Raw genomic sequence first — 15706 nt, forward strand, 5'->3', positions numbered from 1 at the left:
GCGCCGTACAAAAAAGCCCCCGCTGCCTTACGGTAGCGGGGGCTTTGTCATCCTGAAGGTCATGCCGGGATCCCTGTGGGAGCGGGCTTGCTCGCGAAGGCGGAGCTCCAGTCGACATCAATGTCGAATGTCAGAAGGCTTTCGCGAGCAAGCCCGCTCCCACAGGCTTTTTTGATCGGCCTTACATCTCCACCTGCGTCCCCAGCTCAATCACCCGATTCAACGGCAGATTGAAGAACCGCAAATTGCCATTGGCGTTCTGCAACATGAACGCGAACAGCGCTTCACGCCAGCGAGCCATGCCTTCGAGTTTGGAGGCAATCACCGTTTCGCGGCTGAGGAAGTAAGTGGTGCGCATCGGGCTGAAGTCGAGGTCATCGAGATGACACAGCTTCAGCGCTTGCGGCACGTCCGGCTCGTCGACGAAGCCAAAGTGCAGGATCACCCGGAAGAAGCCTTCGCCGTGGGATTCAACCTCGAAACGCCGTGATGCCGGCACCCGCGGGATGTCTTCGTACACCACTGTCAGCAGCACCACTTGCTCGTGCAGCACCTGGTTATGCAGCAGGTTGTGCAGCAGCGCATGGGGCACGGCGTCCGGGCGCGCCGTCAGGAACACGGCAGTACCCTGAACGCGATGCGGCGGTTGCACGGCGATGCTGCTGATGAAGATCGGCAGCGGCAACCCACCCTCGTCGAGACGATCGACCAGCAGTTGCTTGCCGCGTTTCCAGGTGGTCATCAGCACAAACAGCACGATACCGGCGATCACCGGGAACGCCCCACCCTGAATGATTTTCGGCACGTTGGCAGCGAAGTACAGACCGTCTACCAGCAGGAAACCGAGCAACAGCGGAACCGCGAGGACCGGTGGCCATTTCCACAGCAGCAGTATCACCGCCGACACCAGAATGGTGGTCATCAGCATCGTGCCTGTCACCGCCACGCCGTAAGCCGAAGCCAGGGCGCCGGAAGACTCGAAGCCCAGCACCAGCAGAATCACCCCGACCATCAGCGACCAATTTACCGCGCCGATGTAGATCTGGCCCTGCTCGGCACTGGAGGTGTGCTGGATGTGCATGCGCGGGATGTAACCCAATTGGATCGCCTGACGCGTCAGCGAGAAAGCCCCGGAAATTACCGCCTGGGAAGCGATCACCGTCGCCATGGTCGACAAGCCCACCAACGGGATCAACGCCCAGCTGGGTGCCAGCAGATAGAACGGGTTACGCGCCGCCTCGGGATCGCCGAGCAGCAGCGCGCCCTGGCCGAAGTAGTTCAGCACCAGTGCCGGCAGTACCAGGATGAACCAGGCGCGGGCGATCGGCTTGCGGCCGAAATGTCCCATATCCGCGTATAAGGCTTCGGCGCCGGTCAAGGCCAGCACCACGGCACCGAGGATCGCCACGCCCATGCCCGGATGCACGACGAAGAAACGCACGCCCCACATCGGGTTCATCGCGTGCAGCACTTCGGGGTGCTGCAGGATGCCATACACGCCCAGGGCCCCCAGTACCAGAAACCAGGTGACCATGATCGGCCCGAACAGAATGCCGATGCGCGCCGTGCCGTGGCGCTGAATCAGGAACAGCGCCACCAGCACCACCAATGACAGCGGCACCACCCAGTGGTCGATACCATCGAAGGCCAGGCCGAGGCCCTCGATCGCCGACAGTACGGAAATCGCCGGGGTAATCATGCTATCGCCGTAGAACAGCGCGGCGCCGATCAAGCCGCAAACCACCAACAGACTGCGCAACCGCGCATGTCCTGCAGCAGCCCGTCGAGCCAGGGCCGTGAGCGCCATGATGCCGCCCTCACCCTGGTTGTCGGCGCGCAGCACGAACATCATGTATTTGATCGAGACCACCCAGATCAGCGACCAGAAGATCAGCGCCAGAATCCCCAGCACCCCGTCGTGAGTGACCGGCACGCCATACCCACCGGAAAAGACTTCCTTGAGGGTGTACAACGGGCTGGTGCCGATATCGCCGTAAACTACCCCCACTGCCGCGACCAGCATCCCGATCGGTTTTGCCGCCGAATGCCCGCTGCCCGCCGCCTGACTACTTGCCTGACCCATCCACCACTCCCACACCCAGACCCGGACTGCCTTGAAAAAGCACTATGCTTTGGCTTGCAGCATGCGCTGATTTACTTGCTGTTACAGACGTTTTATTGACTATAAAAAATCGATACAGCGTTACGGCGCGAAGCATAGCGCAGCACTCGTCGTATTTCCCTGCATAAAGCTGGTCAAGTGCGTCTCCCATCGCTAGAATTGCGCACTTTTTGATCAGAGACGCCATAAAGCGTCCGTCAGCCGCCTCGCCCTTCCCGGCCGCAGGCGTCACAAATACCGAGGTTAGACATGTCCACCACTCCTGCGCCGGCCAATCCAAAGGTTGGCTTCGTATCCCTGGGTTGCCCCAAAGCACTGGTCGACTCCGAGCGCATCCTTACCCAGCTGCGCATGGAAGGTTATGACGTGGTGTCCACTTATCAGGACGCCGACGTCGTTGTGGTCAACACCTGCGGCTTTATCGACTCGGCCAAGGCCGAATCGCTTGAAGTGATCGGCGAAGCCATCAAGGAAAACGGCAAGGTCATCGTCACCGGCTGCATGGGCGTCGAAGAAGGCAACATTCGCAATATTCACCCAAGCGTGTTGTCCGTGACGGGCCCGCAGCAATACGAACAAGTGGTCAACGCCGTGCACGACGCCGTGCCGCCGCGCCAGGATCACAACCCGCTGATCGACCTGGTGCCGCCACAAGGGATCAAGCTGACCCCGCGCCACTACGCCTACCTGAAGATTTCCGAAGGCTGCAACCACAGCTGCAGCTTCTGCATCATCCCCTCGATGCGCGGCAAGCTGGTCAGCCGTCCGATCGGTGATGTGCTCGACGAAGCCCAGCGCCTGGTCAAGGCCGGCGTCAAGGAGCTGCTGGTGATCTCCCAGGACACCAGCGCCTACGGCGTCGACGTGAAGTACCGCACCGGTTTCTGGAACGGCGCCCCGGTTAAAACCCGTATGACCGAACTTTGCGAAGCCCTCGGCTCCATGGGCGTGTGGGTTCGCCTGCACTACGTGTACCCGTACCCGCACGTCGATGAGTTGATCCCGTTGATGGCCGCCGGGAAAATCCTGCCGTACCTCGACATCCCGTTCCAGCACGCCAGCCCGAAAGTCCTGAAGTCGATGAAACGTCCGGCCTTCGAAGACAAGACCCTGGCGCGCATCAAGAACTGGCGCGAAATCTGCCCGGACCTGATCATCCGCTCGACCTTCATCGTCGGCTTCCCTGGCGAAACCGAAGAAGACTTCCAGTACCTGCTGAACTGGCTGACCGAAGCCCAGCTCGATCGCGTGGGCTGCTTCCAGTACTCGCCGGTCGATGGCGCTCCGGCCAACGACATGGACCTGGAAATCGTTCCGGATGACGTCAAGCAGGACCGTTGGGACCGTTTCATGGCGCACCAGCAGGCCATCAGCTCGGCTCGCCTGCAAATGCGTGTCGGCCGTGAAATCGAAGTCCTGGTCGATGAAGTCGACGAGCAAGGCGCCGTTGGCCGCTGCTTCTTCGATGCTCCGGAAATCGACGGTAACGTGTTCATCGACAACGGCAGCAACCTGAAGCCGGGCGACAAAGTCTGGTGCAAAGTGACCGACGCCGACGAATACGACCTGTGGGCTGAACAGATCTAAAGCGAAAAATCGAAAAGCCCTGCTCTCCTGACGAGATGCGGGGCTTTTTTACGTCTATCGTTTTGTGAGGAAAGGATTCGTCTCGTTTACTACCCAAGGGGCACAGGGCCATGCGCCATCATTCGGTCATCCATACACCGAAACTCAGTGACTACGCAGAACTCACCCAAGTCTGGGAAGCCTCTGTTCGCGCGACCCATGACTTTCTGCCGGAGAGCTACATCGAACTGCTGAAAAATCTGGTGCTGACCCGCTATCTGGATGCGGTCATGCTGATCTGCACCAGGGATGCAAACCAGCGCATCACCGGTTTTGCCGGAGTCGCGGCGGGCAAGATCGAAATGCTCTTCATCGACCCGGCTCACCGTGGCCAGGGCCTTGGCAAGCAGTTGCTACGCTATGCGATGGAACACCTGAATGCCGATGAACTGGACGTCAACGAACAGAACCCGCAGGCGCTGGGGTTCTACTTCAAGCAGGGCTTCGAGGTGATTGGTCGCACGGAGCATGACGGGATGGGGCAGCCCTATCCGTTGTTGCACATGCGCCTGCGCCAGACACAACAAAAGACTCGCAATGGCTGACACAGCATGAACCACCACATTAAAAGCATCTGCGGCAAATGGAGCCGGGATTAACCGGCGCCCAGCAGGTACAATGCCCACCCCTTTTTTGTTACGGCCCTGTCATGACTGACCCGATTCGTCTCTCCAAACGCCTCATCGAACTCGTCGGCTGCTCCCGTCGGGAGGCTGAGCTGTTCATCGAGGGCGGCTGGGTCACCGTGGACGGTGAAGTCATCGACGAGCCGCAATTCAAGGTCGACACCCAGAAAGTCGAGCTGGATCCAGAGGCCAAGGCGACTGCGCCGGAGCCGGTGACCATTCTGTTCAACGTCCCGGCCGGCATGGACGCGGAAACGGCCATGAGCACCCTCAGCGCCGAAACCCTGAGCGAAGAGCACCGCTTCAGCAAACGCCCGCTCAAGGGCCACTTCCTGCGCCTGACCGCCAGCACCGACCTGCAGGCCAATGCCAGCGGCCTGCTGGTGTTCACCCAGGACTGGAAGATCCTGCGCAAGCTGACTGCTGACTCCGCCAAGATCGAGCAAGAGTACGTAGTCGAGGTTGAAGGCGACATGGTCGCTCACGGTCTTAACCGCCTCAATCACGGCCTGACTTACAAGGGCAAGGAGCTGCCAGCGGTGAAGGCCAGCTGGCAGAACGAAAACCGCCTGCGCTTCGCGATGAAGAATCCACAACCGGGTGTGATCGCCCTGTTCTGCCAGGCTGTCGGCCTGAAGGTCGTTGCCATCCGCCGCATCCGTATCGGCGGAGTGTCTATTGGCAAGGTGCCATTGGGGCAATGGCGCTACCTGTCCGGCAAAGAGAAGTTCTAAGACTTTTCACGCCGCCCTACATTTTGGCGCCGCAACTTGAGCGGCGCCCACTGCTGAATATCAGGACTGCACACCATGATCCACAATGACGTACTGCGCAGCGTGCGCTACATGCTCGACATCAGCGACAAGAAAGTCATCGAGATCATCAAGCTCGGCGGCATGGACGTGAGCCTGGAAGATCTGCTGACTTACCTGGACAAGAAAGAGGAAGACGAAGAAGGCTTCGTGCGCTGCCCGGATGAAGTCATGGCGCATTTCCTCGATGGCCTGGTGATCTTCAAGCGCGGCAAGGACGACAGCCGTCCGCCGCAGCCAATCGAAACGCCAGTGACCAACAACATCATCCTGAAGAAGCTGCGCGTGGCCTTCGAGCTGAAGGAAGACGACATGCACGCCATTCTCAAAGCTGCGGAGTTCCCGGTGTCCAAGCCCGAGCTGAGCGCCCTGTTCCGCAAGTTCGGTCACACCAACTACCGCGCATGCGGCGACCAGTTGCTGCGCAACTTCCTCAAGGGCCTGACCCTGCGCGTGCGTCCGCAATAATCGCGCCCCCAAAACCATGACCTACAGCGTTTCCCCCATCGGCTTCGTGCGCTCCTGCTTCAAGGAGAAATTCGCCATCCCGCGCCAACCGCAACTGGCACCCGCCGCGCGCGGTGTGCTGGAGTTGGTGACGCCGTTCGATCAGGGTGATGCGGTGCAGGGCTTGGAGCAGGTCAGCCACGTCTGGCTGCTGTTCCTGTTCCACCAGGCGCTGGAGGACAAGCCGCGGCTGAAAGTCCGCCCGCCTCGCCTTGGCGGCAACAAATCCATGGGCGTGTTTGCCACTCGGGCGACGCATCGACCGAACGGAATTGGCCAATCGGTGGTGAAGCTGGACAAAGTCGAGGCCAACCGTCTGTTCATTTCCGGCATCGATCTGCTGGATGGCACACCGGTCCTCGACATCAAGCCCTACGTGCCCTACGCCGACATCATCGACACGGCCTCCAACAGCATCGCCAGCGCTGCGCCGCTGTTGATTCCCGTGCTGTGGACGGACACAGCGCTGCAGCAGGCCTATGGCCATGCCCAGCGCCTTGAGGAGCCCTTGGTCGCGCTGATCGAGCAGTGCCTGGCACAGGATCCGCGCCCGGCCTACCAGACTCCTGCACCTGAGCGGGAGTATGGCGCGCAGTTCTGGGATGTGGATGTGCGCTGGCATTATCCCGAGGCGGGCGTGATCCGCGTCCTGGAAGTCATCCTCGCATCCAACTCGTAGGAGCTGCCGAAGGCTGCGATCTTTTGACCTTGATTTTCTTTTCCGAATTTTAAGATCAAAAGATCGCAGCCTTCGGCAGCTCCTACCCGAAATATGGCGGACATAAAAATGCCCCCATCACCTGATCAAGCGATGGGGGCACTCTGGTGCTGCGAATTGCTTATTTTTCCACGAACGCTCGCTCGATCAGGTAATCACCCGGCTCGCGCATCCGCGGCGAAACTTTCAGGCCGAAGCTGTTCAACACTTCGCTGGTCTCGTCGAGCATGCTCGGGCTGCCGCAGAGCATGGCGCGGTCGTCCTGCGGGTTGATCGGTGGCAGGCCGATATCGCTGAACAGCTTGCCGCTGCGCATCAGGTCGGTCAGGCGACCTTCGTTCTCGAATGGCTCGCGGGTCACGGTTGGGTAGTAGATCAACTTGTCACGCAGGGCATCGCCGAAGAATTCGTTCTGCGGCAGGTGCTCGGTGATGAATTCGCGGTAAGCGACTTCGTTGACGTAACGTACGCCGTGGCACAGGATCACTTTTTCGAAACGCTCGTAGGTTTCCGGATCCTGGATGACGCTCATAAATGGCGCCAGGCCAGTACCCGTGCTGAGCAGGTACAGGTGTTTGCCAGGTTTCAGGTCGTCCAGCACCAGCGTGCCCGTAGGCTTCTTGCTGATGATGATCTCGTCGCCTTCCTTCAGGTGCTGCAACTGGGAAGTCAGCGGGCCATCTGGCACCTTGATGCTGAAGAACTCGAGATGCTCTTCCCAGTTCGGGCTGGCAATCGAGTACGCGCGCATGAGCGGCCGGCCGTTGGGCTGTTGCAGGCCGATCATCACGAACTGACCGTTCTCGAAGCGCAGACCCGGGTCGCGGGTGCACTTGAAGCTGAACAGAGTGTCGTTCCAGTGATGAACACTGAGGACACGCTCGTGGTTCATGTTGCTCATGTACGTGGGACTCCTGGAGATATTGCCTGCGCCTGTGATGTGCGCAATTGCATCGCATTCTAATGGCAGCGACAATATCTGTTAAATGGATTATTAAGATAAGGGTTATCGGTTATATAGATATGCGATTTACTCTCCGTCAACTGCAAGTCTTCGTCGCTGTCGCCCAGCAGGAAAGCGTATCCCGTGCTGCGGGACTGCTCAACCTCTCACAATCGGCGGCCAGCACTTCGATCACCGAACTGGAGCGCCAGTCCAGTTGCCAGCTGTTTGACCGCGCGGGCAAACGGCTGAGCCTCAACGCCCTGGGTAAACAGCTACTGCCCCAAGCCGTCGCCCTGCTCGATCAGGCCAAGGAAATCGAAGACCTGCTCAACGGCAAGTCCGGTTTTGGCTCTTTGGCTGTCGGCGCCACCCTGACGATCGGCAATTACCTCGCCACCCTGCTGATCGGCAGCTTCATGCAGCGTCACCCGGAAAGCCAGGTGAAACTGCACGTGCAGAACACTGCCAACATCGTGCAACAAGTCGCGCATTATGAAATTGACCTGGGTCTGATCGAAGGCGATTGCAGCCATCCGGACATCGAAGTGCAGAGCTGGGTCGAGGATGAGCTGGTGGTGTTCTGCGCGCCGCAGCATCCCTTGGCCGTACGTGGCACGGCGAGTATGGAGGAGTTGGCGCAAGAGGCCTGGATCCTGCGCGAACAGGGTTCCGGTACGCGCCTGACGTTTGACCAGGCCATGCGTCATCACCGCAGCGCGCTGAACATTCGCCTGGAGCTGGAACACACCGAGGCGATCAAGCGCGCGGTCGAGTCAGGCCTGGGGATAGGTTGCATCTCGCGGCTGGCGCTGCGCGATGCATTCCGCCGCGGCAGCCTGGTAGCAGTGGAAACGCCAGACCTGGACTTGGCGCGGCAGTTCTATTTCATCTGGCACAAACAGAAATACCAGACCTCGGCGATGCGCGAATTCCTCGACTTGTGCCGCGCCTTCACCGCCGGGGTCCAGCGCAGCGACGAGATCGTCCTGCCCACCATCGCTTAAAGCAGGATGACCGCCCAGACCAGCGCAATCATGGTCAGTGCCACGAACTGCGCGGCACTGCCCATGTCCTTGGCATTCTTGGACAAGGGGTGCAATTCAAGGGAGATGCGGTCGATGGCTGCTTCGACTGCGGAATTGAGCAGCTCGACGATCAGCGCCAGCAGGCACACGGCGATCAACAACGCCTGCTCCACCCGGCTGACATTCAGGAAGAACGACAGCGGTACCAGGATCACGTTCAGCAACACCAACTGGCGGAAAGCGGCCTCGCCGGTGAAGGCGGCGCGCAGCCCATCCAGTGAATAACCCGAAGCATTGAGGATGCGTTTGAGGCCGGTCTGGCCTTTGAAAGGGGACATAGAGTAAGCAACTGCACCAAAAAGGAGTGGGAAAGCTAGACCAGTAAAAGTCAAAAAAGCGTGAATGTGCCGAGTTTAATGGCTCGAAATTGACTCAAGTTGTTGCAAGAGCAAAGCCGCCTGGGTACGAGTGCGCACATTCAGCTTGCGAAAGATGGCGGTCACATGGGCCTTGATGGTGGCTTCCGACACGCTCAGCTCATAAGCAATCTGCTTGTTCAGCAAGCCTTCACACACCATGGTCAATACCCGGAACTGCTGGGGCGTGAGACTTGCCAGGCCTTGACTGGCCGCCTTGGCTTCATCGGACACACTGACCGCCTCGAAAGCCTGTGGGGGCCAGAACACATCGCCATCCAACACCGCCCGAACGGCCTTCTGAATGACACTCAGGTCGCTGGACTTGGGAATAAAACCACTGGCGCCGAACTCGCGGGACTTGACCATGATCGAGGCTTCTTCCTGGGCCGACACCATCACCACCGGAATCTGTGGGTACTGCCCGCGCAACAGCACCAGGCCGGAAAATCCGTACGCTCCGGGCATGTTCAAGTCGAGCAGCACCAGATCCCAGTCGGACTTTTCGTCCAGGCGAGTCTCCAGTTCGGCAATGCTCGCGACCTCCACTAAGCGGACTTCCGGGCCGAGACCCAGGGTCAACGCCTGATGCAATGCGCTACGAAAAAGTGGGTGGTCATCGGCAATCAGGATTTCGTATGTGGCCATTTTTCAAATGATCCTGTTTTTCAAACAACTGAGGTACAGCCACTGAGCTGCACCAACAGGGCACGTTCAACGCCAATTACCCGATAAAACGGCGTTTCAAACCTTGGCCGCGCCCCAATCGGCGCCAAGCATGCCCAGCGAAGCCGGGGTGGTCAAGGTGCATGGCCAGTACAGATCTTTACAGTATGGGCGACAATCAGCACGAGGCCGCAGTGTCGTTGTGCACAAAGGGCATCAACTCGGCATGTGCGGGGGTTGTAACGTTCATATCCAGCTGGTGCTTGGCATCCAAGTAGTGCTGGCTGAACACATCAAAATAAGCGTCAAGCGCCGACGCAGCCTCGACATCCCCCGCCAGATCAAGGCACAGCGCCGCGACCTCGGCGGTGCACAGATGCTCGCTGCGGGTCGAGCGGCGCAGTCGATAGCGCGATAGTTTTTCAGGCAGCAGGCTCAGGATCGGCAGCGCGTCGAAATAAGGACTTTTACGGAAAATCTTCCGTGCTTCGGTCCAGGTGGCATCCAGCAGAATAAACAACGGGCGCTTGGCGCTATCGACTTCGACGGTGTTGGTCACCCGCTCAGGTTCGACGTACTCGCCCGGAAACACCAGGTAGGGTTGCCATTGCGGATCGCAGAGCAATGCGAGCAACTGCGGGTCGGTTTCGGTGCGGGACCAGATGAACGCATGGTTGTCGGGTACCACATCGGCAATCAGCCACCCGGTATTGCTGGGCTTGAACACTTCCTTGTTGGTCATGATCAGGCACACCCCTGAGCGCGCCTCCACCTGCGGACGCCAGGCACACAGGCAATGGCTCTCGATCACGCGACAGGCACGGCAGCGGGTCGCCCTCCAGCCGCGGGCCTGAATCGGCTTGATACCCTCCTCCTCACGCTGATCGCGCAAACGGGCAACGGCGTTCGCCGCAAAGTGGGGGGCAGAAGGGATTATCGACACGAACAAGACTCGGCTGGGCATAAAGTAGTCGCAGTTTATCAGAGCAGGCCGCGCAAGCCTGTACCGTCCAGGCCTCGCCCTCTATAATTCGCCGCCACTGAACGCACAGTCATGTGACGGGTCGAACCACCAGTCACTGAACCAGGAGAGTTTCATGCTGCGCCTTATCGTTCCCACCGCTGCCATTTTGCTGGCGTCGTCTTTCAGCGCTCAGGCTGCGTCCTTGAGTGAGCAGAATCTCAACCGAGAACTGCGAAACGTCGCCGCACAAAGCAGTGTTGGCACTCCACGGGCGATCAACGAAGACATTCTTGATCAAGGCTATACCGTCGAAGGCAATACGCTGATCAACCACTTGAGCGTACAAAGCAGCCACGCCGACAAGATGCGCTCCGACCCCAAAGCCGTGTATTTCCAGCTGGGCGCCTCAGTTTGCAACAATCCAGCGTTCCGCAAACTTATGGCCAAGGGTGCGGTGATGCGTTATGACTTCACTGAAACCAAGAGCAACCGCTCGGTCGGTTCCGCCAGCTATCAGGAGTCGGATTGCCCGAAAGCGGGTCCGACCAAGAAGAAGTAGTCATCGGGAATTGGCGCGCCGCTGTTCATCTTCGGCGCGCAGTTCCGCTACCAGCGCCTGCAGGTAACGCGAACGCCGCTCGCCGCCCTCTAGACGGCGGCAACACTCTTCCTCAAGACTCAAATGATTGGTCTCGGCTGATACTTTCAGCAATCGATACAGCTGCGTATCGATTTCCAGAATGACCCTGGTCATAGCCTCCCGCCTCCTTGCCCTTTCGCCCTGACTGCGCGACTAATTCCCTGTGCACCGTGCGTCTTGCCTTTGCGTACAGCGCTCGCGTTACGCCTGTAAGTAAGTAAATCAGAGCGCACAATTCTCGGACCAAGTTCAGACGAGCGGTGAAATCACTTTTCGAATCGTCAATAAGCGATTGCCAGGAAAGACTTTGCGGCGCAATGATCAAGCCTGCGTAATTCATCGCCAAGGGCTAGATTTAGAGTACACACCATTACATTTGTGGGTCGGGAAGGAGCCGCCCGTTATGGATTTTGATGTTGCGACCGTTTTTTTCATCCACCGAAAAAAACCAGAGCCCGCACGCAAGGAGAAGTTGAATGCCTTACCAACCGAATGACCTCCTTAGCCGTCATTTTGCAGAAAGCGGCCACGACCTCACCAGCAAGGTCGAAGAACTACTCAACCTGGTTTCCCCTGCCAGCCCGAATGCCCCGATTTACCGCGACATGATCCTCACCGTGCTGCGCATGGCGCAGGAAGACCACAACCGCTGGAACGCCAAGATCACCCTGCAGGCCCTGCGCGAACTGGAACACGCCTTCCGCGTGCTGGAACAGTTCAAGGGTCGGCGCAAAGTCACGGTTTACGGCTCTGCCCGTACGCCGGTCGAACATCCCCTTTACGGACTGGCCAGAGAGCTGGGCGCTGCCCTGGCGCGCTCAGACCTGATGGTAATCACCGGTGCCGGTGGCGGGATCATGGCGGCAGCCCACGAAGGCGCCGGCCTTGAACACAGCCTTGGGTTCAATATCACACTGCCCTTCGAGCAACACGCCAACCCTACCGTCCAGGGCACGGCCAACCTGCTGTCGTTTCACTTCTTCTTCACGCGCAAGCTGTTTTTCGTCAAGGAAGCCAACGCACTGGTGCTCTGCCCAGGCGGTTTCGGCACCCTGGATGAAGCGCTGGAAGTGCTGACATTGATCCAGACCGGTAAGAGCCCACTGGTCCCGGTCATCTTGCTGGATGCCCCAGGCGGCACTTTCTGGCAGGGTGCGCTGGACTTCATCCATCACCAACTCGAAGAAAATCGTTACATCCTGCCCACCGACATGAAGCTCGTCAGCCTGGTCTACAGTGCCGAAGAGGCGGTAGAGCAGATCAACCAGTTCTACAGCAACTTCCACTCAAGTCGCTGGCTCAAGCACCAGTTCATCATTCGCATGAACCACCAGTTGAGCGAGCAGGCGCTGGAGCACATGCAGGAAGCATTCGCCGATCTGTGCCTGAGCGACCATTTCCATCAACATGTCTACAGCGGTGAAGAACACGACGACGCACAGTTCAGCCACCTGGCACGACTGGCCTTCACCTTCAACGCGCGCGACCATGGGCGCCTGCGGCAACTGGTGGATTACATCAATATGCCGGAAAACTGGGCGCAATCCAGGCCCCAGGCGCAACAGCGCACGCGAGAACCTTCCAAGGTCACCTGACGCGCATAAAAAAAGGCCCGCTATCACTAGCGGGCCTTTTCATTTAATCGTCCATCCCTCGACCGCTGAACAGCCGGCTGATCATTTCCATTGAATATCCGCGATAACTCAGGAAACGGCCCTGCTTGGCCCGCTCCCTGGCATCTATCGGTAGATGCCCGGCAAACTTGCGCCGCCAGGTCTCTTCCAGCTGCTCCTGCCAACTGATCCCGCTCTCGCGCAGGGCCAGCTCGATATCAGTGCGTTGCAGGCCGCGCTGACTCAGCTCTTCACGAATACGCAACGGCCCATAACCCGAGCGGGCACGGTAGGAAACGAAGCTTTCAAGGTAACGGGATTCGGACAGCAGGCCCTCTTCCGTAAGACGGTCGAGTGCAGTGTCGATCATTTCAGGGAGAGCGCCGCGCTGACGCAGTTTACGCGTCAGCTCGACTCGACCGTGCTCGCGTCGTGCGAGCAGGTCCATTGCGGTTCGTCGCACTGCGACGAGTGTATCGAGTACGGCGGTCATTGGATCAATCAAACATCTACATCGACCAGATCGTCCGCTTTCACTCGATCTGCCAGCGCTTTAACGTCTGGTGCCGGGCTCAGCAGCTTGTCGCGCAGCTGCTTCTCAAGTTTCGCGGCAATTTCCGGGTTATCCGCCAGGAACTTGGCCGAGTTAGCCTTGCCCTGACCAATCTTGGTGCCTTCATAGGCATACCAGGCACCGGACTTCTCAACGAAACCATGCAGCACGCCCAGGTCGATCATCTCGCCATTGAGGTAGATGCCCTTGCCGTAAAGAATCTGGAACTCTGCCTGACGGAACGGCGAAGCCACCTTGTTCTTCACAACCTTGACGCGGGTCTCACTACCAACGACTTCATCACCTTCTTTCACCGCGCCAGTACGGCGGATATCCAGACGAACCGAAGCGTAGAACTTCAGCGCGTTACCACCGGTAGTGGTTTCCGGGCTGCCAAACATGACGCCGATTTTCATCCGGATCTGGTTGATGAAGATAACCAGGCAGTTGGCGTTCTTGATGTTACCGGTGATTTTGCGCAGGGCCTGGGACATCAGACGGGCTTGCAGGCCAACGTGCATGTCGCCCATTTCGCCTTCGATCTCGGCCTTTGGAACCAGGGCTGCCACGGAGTCGACGATGATCACGTCAACCGCGTTGGAACGCACCAGCATGTCGGTGATTTCCAGGGCCTGCTCGCCAGTGTCCGGCTGGGACACCAGCAGGTCGTCGACATTGACGCCCAGCTTGCCGGCGTACTCAGGGTCGAGTGCGTGTTCGGCGTCGACGAATGCGCAGGTCGCACCGGCTTTTTGCGCCTGGGCGATGACCGACAGCGTCAGTGTGGTTTTACCCGAGGATTCAGGACCGTAGATTTCAACGATACGACCTTTTGGCAGACCGCCAATGCCGAGCGCGATGTCCAGACCCAGAGAGCCAGTAGAGATAGCCGGGATCGCCTGACGGTCTTGATCGCCCATACGCATTACGGCACCCTTGCCGAATTGACGTTCGATCTGACCCAGGGCCGCAGCCAAGGCTTTCTTCTTGTTGTCGTCCATTAAAGTCCTCACGTAATCAATAAGGCCTGACGGCCAACACCTGTATAAGTAGACAGTATTATTCCACAGCGCTTCAGGATCGCCTACCCCTGATTTGAGATTTCTGAAGCGGCATGCCGTAGCAGCCCCTCTAGCGCGGCCTTCACCGTTTGTCGGCGGACCTCGTCGCGATTGCCCGGGAAGTGCTGGACCTCGCTGAACACCTGTTCGCCGACGCCCCAGGCCAGCCAGACCGTCCCCACCGGCTTGCTTGGGGAGCCGCCATCCGGGCCGGCGACTCCACTGACCGCCACGGCAAACGTCGCGCGGCTTTTTTCCTGGGCGCCCCTGACCATGGCCTCGACCACCTCGCGGCTGACCGCCCCGACCGTGGCAAACAGCGGCTCGGGAACATTCAACTGTGCGGTTTTCTGCCGGTTGGAATAGGTGACATACCCGGCCTCGAACCACGCCGAACTCCCCGGGATCCGGGTAATCGCCTCCGCGATCCCGCCACCGGTGCACGACTCGGCCGTGGTGACATGAGCATTGAGAACCTGCAGGCGTCTGCCAAGTTCAGCGGCAAGCTGGGTGATTTCTTTCACGGTCATCTCCTTGTCGGGCGGGATGAGAACTACCGTACACGAGCCGATAGCGCTTGCAAGGCACGGCCCACTTCAAAATGTGAGGAGCGCGCGCAAGCAAATGCATTCCAAGGCTTTCACTCCTGCGGCAGGCGGACCGCCCATGGTAATCTTGCGCCCATCGCGGAAAAGCCGGGCCGACGTCCCTCCTTTGCCCTACACCTTTCAACGAATTTGCCTGATATCCGATGAATAAAGCGCTCTCCGATCTGTCCTCCCACACGCCGATTGTGTTGGAGTATGAAGACGAAAACGTGCTATAGCCCCTCCCCATAAAGCCTGTAGGGCTTCTTTGACAAATTACTGAAAGTGTTCAGTTGGCATTGAGTGGCATAGATTGGCGGTCGGTTTGCCCCATTTTCGCCCCACGGCTTTCAAGCAATCGCTCCGACGATGGATTGGACTGACTTACCGCCACACACCAGAAAATAAAGGCTCAGATGACGGCCAAAAAAACCTCCGTACCAATTTCGTACCAGCAATATTCGCCCATCATTAAATTCTGTTTCCTCTCCTCCCCCTGTAGCAAATTTTAAGCAACCGTTTTCGACTCCAATCCCGAGCACTGTCGCTACTGTCAAATACCTTGGTGCATTGGCGCCCAGCCTCTTTGACTCCACCCGACTCATGAAGTTTTCAAGCTGCTACCGCTTTCCTCTTCACGGAATCGCGATGCCAAATACAGACCTGCTCCCTTCCCTGCTGTACAAAATCAATGAAAACCAGCTCGCCCTGGAAGCCGCAATTTTGGAACTCTCAAATTGGGTTGAGCAGCGTGGTTCGGCCGAGGTTGCCGGCAACGTTCGCGGCACCCTGACGGCTATCGACCGCAATAAATAATTCATCAT

18 protein-coding genes are annotated in these 15706 nt (G+C 58.6%); 9 read left to right on the plus strand and 9 right to left on the minus strand.

The window, feature by feature from the left end:
* Positions 1-181: 181 nt before the first annotated feature.
* Positions 182-2083, minus strand: coding sequence for a potassium transporter Kup (locus tag ORL50_RS03185; RefSeq protein WP_266009776.1), 1902 nt, complete (start codon positions 2081-2083; stop codon positions 182-184).
* A 288-nt stretch (positions 2084-2371) separates the two neighbouring features.
* Between ORL50_RS03185 and rimO the strand changes: the two genes are divergently transcribed.
* From rimO to tsaA, 5 genes are all read left to right on the plus strand, one after another.
* Entirely contained in the window at positions 2372-3709 is a 1338-nt protein-coding gene (gene rimO / locus ORL50_RS03190) for a 30S ribosomal protein S12 methylthiotransferase RimO (protein WP_266009777.1), read from the plus strand.
* A 110-nt stretch (positions 3710-3819) separates the two neighbouring features.
* Positions 3820-4293 (plus strand): GNAT family N-acetyltransferase, encoded by a 474-nt coding sequence (locus ORL50_RS03195; protein WP_266009778.1) that lies wholly within the window; start codon positions 3820-3822, stop codon positions 4291-4293.
* A 104-nt stretch (positions 4294-4397) separates the two neighbouring features.
* Positions 4398-5108, plus strand: a complete 711-nt coding sequence (locus ORL50_RS03200; RefSeq protein WP_266009779.1) for an rRNA pseudouridine synthase — start codon at positions 4398-4400, stop codon at positions 5106-5108.
* Positions 5109-5183: 75 nt separating this feature from the next.
* Entirely contained in the window at positions 5184-5654 is a 471-nt protein-coding gene (locus ORL50_RS03205) for a YehS family protein (RefSeq protein ID WP_266009780.1), read from the plus strand.
* Between the two features lie 16 nt (positions 5655-5670).
* Positions 5671-6372 carry a tRNA (N6-threonylcarbamoyladenosine(37)-N6)-methyltransferase TrmO gene (gene tsaA / locus ORL50_RS03210; RefSeq protein WP_266009781.1) on the plus strand — a complete coding sequence of 234 codons (702 nt, stop codon included), beginning with the start codon at positions 5671-5673 and terminating at the stop codon, positions 6370-6372.
* Positions 6373-6532: 160 nt separating this feature from the next.
* Here tsaA and fpr read toward each other — a convergent pair whose 3' ends face one another.
* Positions 6533-7312, minus strand: coding sequence for a ferredoxin-NADP reductase (gene fpr / locus ORL50_RS03215; protein WP_008054100.1), 780 nt, complete (start codon positions 7310-7312; stop codon positions 6533-6535).
* 122 nt (positions 7313-7434) lie between these two features.
* Here fpr and ORL50_RS03220 point away from each other — a divergent pair, with 122 nt between their 5' ends.
* A complete protein-coding gene (locus tag ORL50_RS03220) occupies positions 7435-8361 on the plus strand; it encodes a LysR family transcriptional regulator (protein WP_266009782.1) in 927 nt (308 codons plus the stop codon).
* On the opposite strand, the gene ORL50_RS03225 is transcribed toward ORL50_RS03220, so the two are convergent.
* The 3 genes from ORL50_RS03225 to ORL50_RS03235 all read right to left on the minus strand — a co-directional run bounded on the left by ORL50_RS03225 (position 8358) and on the right by ORL50_RS03235 (position 10401).
* Positions 8358-8720 carry a diacylglycerol kinase gene (locus tag ORL50_RS03225; protein ID WP_247288596.1) on the minus strand — a complete coding sequence of 121 codons (363 nt, stop codon included), beginning with the start codon at positions 8718-8720 and terminating at the stop codon, positions 8358-8360. The genes ORL50_RS03220 and ORL50_RS03225 overlap by 4 nt on opposite strands.
* Positions 8721-8795: 75 nt before the next feature.
* Positions 8796-9446, minus strand: coding sequence for a response regulator transcription factor ErdR (gene erdR / locus ORL50_RS03230; RefSeq protein WP_266009783.1), 651 nt, complete (start codon positions 9444-9446; stop codon positions 8796-8798).
* A gap of 196 nt (positions 9447-9642) precedes the next feature.
* On the minus strand, positions 9643-10401 hold the full coding sequence (locus tag ORL50_RS03235) for a tRNA-uridine aminocarboxypropyltransferase (RefSeq protein ID WP_266010590.1): 759 nt from the start codon (positions 10399-10401) through the stop codon (positions 9643-9645).
* A 160-nt stretch (positions 10402-10561) separates the two neighbouring features.
* Between ORL50_RS03235 and ORL50_RS03240 the strand changes: the two genes are divergently transcribed.
* On the plus strand, positions 10562-10987 hold the full coding sequence (locus ORL50_RS03240) for a PA3611 family quorum-sensing-regulated virulence factor (protein WP_266009784.1): 426 nt from the start codon (positions 10562-10564) through the stop codon (positions 10985-10987).
* On the opposite strand, the gene ORL50_RS03245 is transcribed toward ORL50_RS03240, so the two are convergent.
* On the minus strand, positions 10988-11182 hold the full coding sequence (locus tag ORL50_RS03245) for a hypothetical protein (RefSeq protein WP_266009785.1): 195 nt from the start codon (positions 11180-11182) through the stop codon (positions 10988-10990). It lies immediately after the preceding gene.
* 362 nt (positions 11183-11544) lie between these two features.
* Here ORL50_RS03245 and ORL50_RS03250 point away from each other — a divergent pair, with 362 nt between their 5' ends.
* Positions 11545-12663: an LOG family protein gene (locus ORL50_RS03250; RefSeq protein ID WP_266009786.1), complete on the plus strand. Its 1119-nt coding sequence runs from the start codon at positions 11545-11547 to the stop codon at positions 12661-12663.
* Between the two features lie 43 nt (positions 12664-12706).
* Here ORL50_RS03250 and recX read toward each other — a convergent pair whose 3' ends face one another.
* The 3 genes from recX to ORL50_RS03265 all read right to left on the minus strand — a co-directional run bounded on the left by recX (position 12707) and on the right by ORL50_RS03265 (position 14819).
* Complete coding sequence (gene recX, locus ORL50_RS03255; protein ID WP_266009787.1) at positions 12707-13174, minus strand: recombination regulator RecX; 468 nt, start codon at positions 13172-13174, stop codon at positions 12707-12709.
* Positions 13175-13182: 8 nt separating this feature from the next.
* Positions 13183-14235 (minus strand): recombinase RecA, encoded by a 1053-nt coding sequence (recA, locus tag ORL50_RS03260; RefSeq protein WP_045057550.1) that lies wholly within the window; start codon positions 14233-14235, stop codon positions 13183-13185.
* An 83-nt stretch (positions 14236-14318) separates the two neighbouring features.
* A complete protein-coding gene (locus ORL50_RS03265; RefSeq protein ID WP_266009789.1) occupies positions 14319-14819 on the minus strand; it encodes a CinA family protein in 501 nt (166 codons plus the stop codon).
* A 711-nt stretch (positions 14820-15530) separates the two neighbouring features.
* Here ORL50_RS03265 and ORL50_RS03270 point away from each other — a divergent pair.
* Positions 15531-15698: a hypothetical protein gene (locus ORL50_RS03270; protein WP_266009791.1), complete on the plus strand. Its 168-nt coding sequence runs from the start codon at positions 15531-15533 to the stop codon at positions 15696-15698.
* The last annotated feature ends 8 nt before the right edge of the window (positions 15699-15706 follow it).

The sequence above is a fragment of the Pseudomonas sp. RIT-562 genome, assembly GCF_026241895.1.
Classification (GTDB): Bacteria; Pseudomonadota; Gammaproteobacteria; order Pseudomonadales; family Pseudomonadaceae; genus Aquipseudomonas; species Aquipseudomonas mandelii_F.

Bases quoted from the DNA above. Each gene is read 5' to 3' on its own strand.
- ORL50_RS03185 (WP_266009776.1), bottom strand. From the start codon at position 2,083: ATGGGTCAGGCAAGTAGTCAGGCGGCGGGCAGCGGGCATTCGGCGGCA.
- rimO (WP_266009777.1), top strand. From the start codon at position 2,372: ATGTCCACCACTCCTGCGCCGGCCAATCCAAAGGTTGGCTTCGTATCC.
- ORL50_RS03195 (WP_266009778.1), top strand. From the start codon at position 3,820: ATGCGCCATCATTCGGTCATCCATACACCGAAACTCAGTGACTACGCA.
- ORL50_RS03200 (WP_266009779.1), top strand. From the start codon at position 4,398: ATGACTGACCCGATTCGTCTCTCCAAACGCCTCATCGAACTCGTCGGC.
- ORL50_RS03205 (WP_266009780.1), top strand. From the start codon at position 5,184: ATGATCCACAATGACGTACTGCGCAGCGTGCGCTACATGCTCGACATC.
- tsaA (WP_266009781.1), top strand. From the start codon at position 5,671: ATGACCTACAGCGTTTCCCCCATCGGCTTCGTGCGCTCCTGCTTCAAG.
- fpr (WP_008054100.1), bottom strand. From the start codon at position 7,312: ATGAGCAACATGAACCACGAGCGTGTCCTCAGTGTTCATCACTGGAAC.
- ORL50_RS03220 (WP_266009782.1), top strand. From the start codon at position 7,435: ATGCGATTTACTCTCCGTCAACTGCAAGTCTTCGTCGCTGTCGCCCAG.
- ORL50_RS03225 (WP_247288596.1), bottom strand. From the start codon at position 8,720: ATGTCCCCTTTCAAAGGCCAGACCGGCCTCAAACGCATCCTCAATGCT.
- erdR (WP_266009783.1), bottom strand. From the start codon at position 9,446: ATGGCCACATACGAAATCCTGATTGCCGATGACCACCCACTTTTTCGT.
- ORL50_RS03240 (WP_266009784.1), top strand. From the start codon at position 10,562: ATGCTGCGCCTTATCGTTCCCACCGCTGCCATTTTGCTGGCGTCGTCT.
- ORL50_RS03245 (WP_266009785.1), bottom strand. From the start codon at position 11,182: ATGACCAGGGTCATTCTGGAAATCGATACGCAGCTGTATCGATTGCTG.
- ORL50_RS03250 (WP_266009786.1), top strand. From the start codon at position 11,545: ATGCCTTACCAACCGAATGACCTCCTTAGCCGTCATTTTGCAGAAAGC.
- recX (WP_266009787.1), bottom strand. From the start codon at position 13,174: ATGACCGCCGTACTCGATACACTCGTCGCAGTGCGACGAACCGCAATG.
- recA (WP_045057550.1), bottom strand. From the start codon at position 14,235: ATGGACGACAACAAGAAGAAAGCCTTGGCTGCGGCCCTGGGTCAGATC.
- ORL50_RS03270 (WP_266009791.1), top strand. From the start codon at position 15,531: ATGCCAAATACAGACCTGCTCCCTTCCCTGCTGTACAAAATCAATGAA.